The sequence below is a fragment of the Anabaena sp. CCY 9402-a genome, assembly GCF_963920945.1.
Lineage (GTDB): Bacteria > Cyanobacteriota > Cyanobacteriia > Cyanobacteriales > Nostocaceae > Trichormus > Trichormus minutissimus.
This window is the reverse complement of the sequence record NZ_CAWUDL010000082.1, coordinates 21645-27854: the sequence shown is the minus strand read 5'-3', so window position 1 is coordinate 27854 and position 6210 is coordinate 21645. Positions and strand designations below refer to the sequence as shown.

The following is a 6210-nucleotide window of genomic DNA, read 5'->3' as shown; positions in this document are numbered from 1 at the left end:
TACTCATTACTCATTACTCATTACTCATTACTCATTACTCATTACTCAGCACTCATAACTCGGTACTGCTTCTGTGATTTAGCTTTTTCCCGAATCAGCCAATCGTCATCGTTGGCGAGTTGTTCATAACCACTGGTATCACCAAGTTTTTCCAGTGCCATCAAAGCTGCATACTTCAGATCCCAAATTTTGGTTTCTAGACAGGCTTTCAGTTCAGGAATTGCCCGTGCTTCACCGAGTTCACCGAGAGCGATCGCCGCAGCAGCCCGTGATTTTTGAAATTGTGGTTGTTTGTTATACAATCCTTCAATCAGCAAATCGTAGGCTGGGGAATGTTTCAACCAACCGAACAACTTGATCACATGGAAGTGTGCGCCATAGTCATTATTAGCTTCTTCGGTGTAGGTAGTAAACAAAGCTTCAGGAGCAGCATCGGCGTAATAGTCAAGAATAGTTTTGGCTGCCAAATAGCAACGCCCAAAGTCAGTTTCGTACAATCCTCGAATCAGAATTGGCAAAGTTGGGGGACTTGGGTAACTATGCACCAAACCCAAATCATGGGGATGGTCGTATAACGTCTGCTCTAAATAAGGTTGAATTGTGGCAAAAGTAATTGCTCCCGCAGAGATTCCGGCTTCTGCTAAAGTCCGAATGCCTCGCAACCGAAAGATCAGAGATACTGGACATCGGGCAATATGAGGAATTGCGTCATAATATCGAGCATCCATCAAATCTTGGATGGACAACCGCCGCCCTAACACATTCGAGTGCTGCAACATCGCCACCACCTTCCCCATCTGGGAATAGTCCCCAGTTAAACGGCAAACTGCGGCCATTGCAGCACTTGCTGTAGGTGGGTCAGCATCATTTACAAACTTGCGAATACGTTCTAGAGCAGGTTGATAATTAAACTTTGTCAGTGTATGAATAATTACGCGGTGGGTTTGCCCCGGCTTATCCAGCAATTGAGCCACATCTTCTAGAATATCGGTGTCTTGAGTCCCAATTTCCCCGATCGCCCAAACAGCATTTTCCACGGTGTAGCAGTCTTCATCACTCAGACAACTACGAATGACTGGTATGGCTACCTCAGCTTGCAATCGCCCCAAAGTCTCCACCGACTTACGGCGGACAATGCGGTTATCTAAGCTGGGGTCAGTTTGCTGCACAGCCCGCATCAACGCATTAATAGATTGCTCCGTGGGGAAATTTACCAAATGAGAAGCCGCAATATAGCGTGAATCATGCTCACTTAACTGGTCTTGAGGCGTATCCAAAAGAGCGATCGCCTGGTCTTCTGTAAGATTAAAAAAATTAAAAAAGCGTTTATCCATATATATATCAGCAGTTAGCTGTCAGCCCTCAACAAATACTCCTTCTCTTGGCGTACCTCTGCGCTTACCTCTCTTACCCTCTGCGTTTAAATTTCACCCCTAAATACATCACGATTTTTAGTTTAAAACAAAACAAGCCCAGAGATTCTTTGCCATTACTCAACCTTAACAGGCAAAGCAAAGAGCCAAGAACTTCTGGGCTTGCAGGGTAACAATGTACACCTGTCACCAAATTACAAGTCTAGCAATTGACTAGGACAAAGAGTTGATAGCGTAGTCAAGTAGTGCATTGTACTCAGTCAATGCTTGAGCAGACATATCACGAGGAGCGCAACCACGGTTACGAGCATAGCTTAATGCTTCAACGTAAGGAGCGGTGGGCAAGCCCAAAGCACGATAAACTTCACGTTGTCCAGCAATACCCCATTCGTCCAAGGGGCCTGTACCGCCAACTACCAAGCTGTACTGGATCAAGCGCAAGTAGTGCTTGATGTCACGAGCGCACTTAGCTTTGAAGGTATCGGTGGAGTTAGCTTCACCAGCATTGTTCAAGTAAGGATACTTTTTGATACAAGCGTTGTAAGCTTCGGTTGCAACTGCATCAATGTTGTTAGCTAGCTTTTCAGCAGCTTCCAAACGAGCAGCTGCACGTTGGATAGAACCTTGTACTGATTCTAAATCAGAGGTGCTGGGGAAACGACCTGCGGCATCTGCTGATGCAATAACGGTGGTAACAACTGATTTCATTTCTTCAATCTCCCAAAAGGCTTTTAATTTAAAATGTGTTGGATGTTAATCTGTTGAGTTAATTGCAAATCGCAATTAATTAGCTCAGAGCAGAAATTACGCGATCGAAGTAGCTAGAAGCTTCAGCAACTAAGCTAGCGCAACGATCTTCTACAACAGGACTTCCCATCTTGCGCAATTTGGCACCAGCACGAGCCTCACTTGGGGTGTCTTGAATGTGAGCAGCTGCTTGAGCTTTCATGATTTGAACAGCACGCACGGTTGAGGTGGTGGGTACGCCTAGAGCCGCATAGGTTTCTTTCAAACCGTTCAAGCAACGATCATCTAGAACTGATGCGTCACCAGCTAATAGAGCGTAGGTTACATAGCGGAGGATGATTTCAGCATCGCGCAAGCAAGCAGCCATGCGACGGTTAGGATAGCAGTTACCACCAGCTTGGATCAAACCTTGGTTTTCGCAGATCATTCCAGCTACAGCATCAGAAACCATGCAGCTAGCGTTACTAGCGATCGCATTTACTGCATCCAAACGTCTGTTACCACTAGCAACGAAGGATCTGAGGGCAGCAATATCAGATACGGTGGAAGTGCTGGCATCTGCTGAAACTACAGCTCTAGAAAAAGCGTCAAGCATTTCGCTCTCCTTGAATATTGGTTATCTATAAAACTTGAGTGTCTGTTCTGTGAACAAGACAATATAGAACATAAAAGATGATGCCTACCTCAGTCTCAGTTATGAGAAACTAAGTAACAATCCTTAACATAAAAAACAATACCCCAGCCAGAACTACCCTGACTGGGGAAACTATGTAAAATTCTTTGAGAGGGGCGAAACGAGGGGCGATTAATTGGTATTTTTCCTGAGATGTGAGCCTAAACCTGCTTGAGAAGATGCTTGATCATATTGTCTTTGACCATTAACTGTCGCAGCACTTCCAAGAGAAATTTTTGAGATTCTTCCTGACTTAATCCCTTAACCTGCTCTTCATAAAGTTTGAGGTTGAATTTCTGCTCTAAGTTCAGCTCCATTGGAATGTCCATAGTTTTTACTCTCCAGTGTTTCGCAACTTTAGGTTTGTCTAGCCTCTAGATATAAGGTTAACAAAAGTTACGCCTACTTGACAAGTAGACACTTTTAGACGATTACGAATAAACGAGGTGTGCTGTTTTTAGTAGCGAGTTCAGTTGTGTCCGCTTCTTTGGTATAAGTTTTTGTTGGCAACTTCTTAACGTTTTATAATTTATGAGCAGAGGGTTTTCAACTTGTTGTTTGGAGTTAGCTTTTTATGGATGCAATGGAGTTTTTTGAACTAAGTACAGGGAGATGGCGATCGCAGCGAACGACACACCACCTGGCCTTCAAGCGATCGGAAGCTGGGGAATCAGATATCCAGGTACAAGCCTTTGCTGCTGATCATCCTCAAGTGATTGAAATTTGCCAACTCCATGAGGTTGACCCCAAATTAGCGATCGGTGGTGCTTTTGTAACTTGGCAAGGTGCAATGGGATGGGATAAAGAAGAAGAAAATCATGAAGGCTCTACAGTCTTCTCCCTGATTCCTGATGCCGATAACCCCCGCCAAGGCTCATTGCTGCGAGAACGAGGCTATGCCGAGATTGTCCCAGTAGCAGGACGCTATCACATGGATGATGAAGATGCGTTAGTCCTGACGACTGAGTACGACACGATGAGTTCAATTGAGAGGTTTTGGTTCGTCAGCCCCAGTCTCAGGATGCGAACTAGTACAGTCAAACGGTTTGGTGGTTTTAGCACTGCTACCTTTTGTACCGAATTTCGGATTGCAGATGCTTCAGAGGTTGCTTCTAACCTGACTCCTGACCAGATTAACAATGCGGCTCAACCCACAAAACACTTCTCCTTCTTTGGTTGGTAAATTAATCATTACCAGCAGTACCGATCCAGTGGCACGAGGGTTAGATTACCTTTATGGAGTTAGGTGTCTAGCTCTTGACTCAGAGATGATAGATGTGGTTTATGATATGAATAACCGCATTCCTCTATGTGCTTGGATCGGTGAGCATATTGATGCGGTGAATACACAACTGGAAAACTATCTTCAGGCTTGCCACGATTGTTTTCACCCTTGGGAGCAACCTGCTATTCAAATTTGTGCTGCTCCTATTGCTCAGTGTTTTGGAATTGATGCTCTCTGCAACCTTCAGACACATCCAATTACCATCCTGATTGATGTGGGACGAGTAGTGCCAGCAGACTGGTTGTTCTTAGTTGTCCACGAATATGCCCATGCTCATGTCGGGTTTCCGGGACACCACGAACAATTTGCGCGATCGCTCTCTCACCTCTGTCTTGGATTGGGAATTGCACCCCCCTCTGGGGAATCTACTATGGAATCTCACCTGCGATATTATCCTGATTGCCGTCCCACTCAGAACCCCCTAGCGTTTTGGCGCGGAGAAGACTGACGATCAAATGTTACGAATTACTGCTTTGTTTCGCAAATCAACAGGCGAAATCTCTACACAAGCGTATTCTGGATTCTGAGATTCCGTACACGGATGACAGTTAGATCACCTGTAGTTGGAAGCTGCGGTCATTGGTTGCTGCTCATTTGATACGATGACGGAATTTTTTAGGTGAATTTTATTCAGCATAGAGGTGTTCATTATGTCAATTCCTTTGTTGGAGTATGCCCCTTCATCTCAAAATCAGCGTGTGACTAGCTTTGAGATACCTGGTGATGAACAGCCGAGAGTTTACACAACCGATAACCTGTTGTCAGCCAGTGAAATGGATGTGTTGATTGTGGCAGCCTATCGCCAAGTTTTTCATGAACAGCAGATGCTGTTGAATAATCGTCAAATCTTCCTAGAATCTCAACTCAAAGCTGGACAGATCACAGTCAAAGACTTTATTAGCGGATTAGTCTTATCCGATTCATTTAGACGGCTTAATTACGATGCTAACAATAATTACCGCTTTGTGGAACTCTGTGTACAAAGGATTCTAGGGCGGAATATTTATAGCGATCGCGAAAAACTTTCCTGGTCTATTGTCCTTGCAACCAAAGGACTAAAAGGCTTCATTAACGATTTGCTTAACAGCGAAGAATACATCGATAACTTTGGTGATAGTACCGTTCCTTACCAACGGCGACGGGTTTTACCCCAGCGTTCCCGAGGCGAGTTACCCTTTGAACGCATGGCACGCTACGGCACTGATTATCGTGACAAGTTGCCACCTTCAATGAGAGGGTATAAACAAAGTGAGCCATTTAGTTTACAAACCTTCTTACGTAGTTCTGACAGGGATGTAATTTTATGGCTAGTGGCTTCCATCGTGTTTTTAATCGCCTCCTGCTACTTCCTACCCATGTTTGATTTATTAACCAAAATCGGCCCCTACTAAATAATCTCTCTGTGTCTCCGTGTCTCTGTGGTGAATAAGCCCTTAATTTCACCACAAAGACCTGACTTATGACTGGGAAAGTATTTCAAGTTCTGCCTTTAGATTATATCTAGCAAATATCTCAGCAAATTCAAGCATCAAAGGCGTAAAATATATCTGTTGCCTTTGCAAAAATTGTTGCAAAAATTGTTGCCGTGCGACCACATACTCTGATGTTGACAACCAGGAGTATTCTTGACGAATATTATTTGCATATTCCCGATACTGCTCTGGACTAACAGCTAACATTCCTAAATCTGCATCTAATAGAACTTGACTATCAATATCATCTATATCGGCTTGATGGTGTTTAGTATTGAGAATCAGATGGGTAACAGTATTAATTTGATTAATAGGAATTTCTAAATTTCTGAGTAATTTATCTGCATATTCAGCACTGTTTTCTTCATTATCTTTTGCTTGAGCCTCATATACAACATCATGAAACCAAGCAGCCAATTGTACGGCAGCTAAGTTGTCAGTATAAGTTTTTAAAGTCTGAATTATCTCCAGAACATGATTAATGTGCTTCAGATTATGGTAGTAACGATGAGGAGCAGAATAGGAATCTACTAATTGAGTAAAACCTGTCTCCATAGCTATTTGGTTAACTCCAAAAGGTTGGAGAGTCTGCTGCCAGTGACGAAATAAAATATGCGTGAGATTTTCTGTAAACATAGATGCAGTATTGCCAGTGTTGAT

The 6210-nt window shown here is 43.6% G+C and carries 8 protein-coding genes; 3 read left to right on the top strand and 5 right to left on the bottom strand.

All coding sequences use genetic code 11. The annotated features are described in order from the left end of the window. Positions 1-41 precede the first annotated feature (41 nt). The 4 genes from ACM0OR_RS23510 to ACM0OR_RS23495 all read right to left on the bottom strand — a co-directional run bounded on the left by ACM0OR_RS23510 (position 42) and on the right by ACM0OR_RS23495 (position 3122). Positions 42-1334 (bottom strand): HEAT repeat domain-containing protein, encoded by a 1293-nt coding sequence (locus ACM0OR_RS23510; RefSeq protein ID WP_414578966.1) that lies wholly within the window; start codon positions 1332-1334, stop codon positions 42-44. A 252-nt stretch (positions 1335-1586) separates the two neighbouring features. Further along, positions 1587-2081 (bottom strand): C-phycoerythrin subunit alpha, encoded by a 495-nt coding sequence (gene cpeA, locus ACM0OR_RS23505; protein ID WP_190703025.1) that lies wholly within the window; start codon positions 2079-2081, stop codon positions 1587-1589. Between the two features lie 79 nt (positions 2082-2160). After that, positions 2161-2715: a C-phycoerythrin subunit beta gene (cpeB, locus tag ACM0OR_RS23500; protein ID WP_190703028.1), complete on the bottom strand. Its 555-nt coding sequence runs from the start codon at positions 2713-2715 to the stop codon at positions 2161-2163. Positions 2716-2954: 239 nt separating this feature from the next. After that, positions 2955-3122 (bottom strand): NblA/ycf18 family protein, encoded by a 168-nt coding sequence (locus ACM0OR_RS23495; protein ID WP_190703030.1) that lies wholly within the window; start codon positions 3120-3122, stop codon positions 2955-2957. A 245-nt stretch (positions 3123-3367) separates the two neighbouring features. Here ACM0OR_RS23495 and ACM0OR_RS23490 point away from each other — a divergent pair, with 245 nt between their 5' ends. The 3 genes from ACM0OR_RS23490 to ACM0OR_RS23480 all read left to right on the top strand — a co-directional run bounded on the left by ACM0OR_RS23490 (position 3368) and on the right by ACM0OR_RS23480 (position 5469). Then, the gene (locus tag ACM0OR_RS23490) at positions 3368-3976 is read left to right on the top strand and encodes a phycobiliprotein lyase (protein WP_190703033.1); all 609 of its coding nucleotides are present in this window, start codon (positions 3368-3370) and stop codon (positions 3974-3976) included. Beyond that, entirely contained in the window at positions 3933-4526 is a 594-nt protein-coding gene (locus tag ACM0OR_RS23485; RefSeq protein ID WP_323265291.1) for a hypothetical protein, read from the top strand. The genes ACM0OR_RS23490 and ACM0OR_RS23485 overlap by 44 nt, the downstream gene beginning before the upstream one ends. 202 nt (positions 4527-4728) lie before the next feature. After that, positions 4729-5469 (top strand): phycobilisome rod-core linker polypeptide, encoded by a 741-nt coding sequence (locus ACM0OR_RS23480; RefSeq protein ID WP_414578965.1) that lies wholly within the window; start codon positions 4729-4731, stop codon positions 5467-5469. A gap of 66 nt (positions 5470-5535) precedes the next feature. On the opposite strand, the gene ACM0OR_RS23475 is transcribed toward ACM0OR_RS23480, so the two are convergent. Then, the gene (locus tag ACM0OR_RS23475; RefSeq protein WP_414578964.1) at positions 5536-6186 is read right to left on the bottom strand and encodes a hypothetical protein; all 651 of its coding nucleotides are present in this window, start codon (positions 6184-6186) and stop codon (positions 5536-5538) included. Positions 6187-6210: the final 24 nt, after the last annotated feature.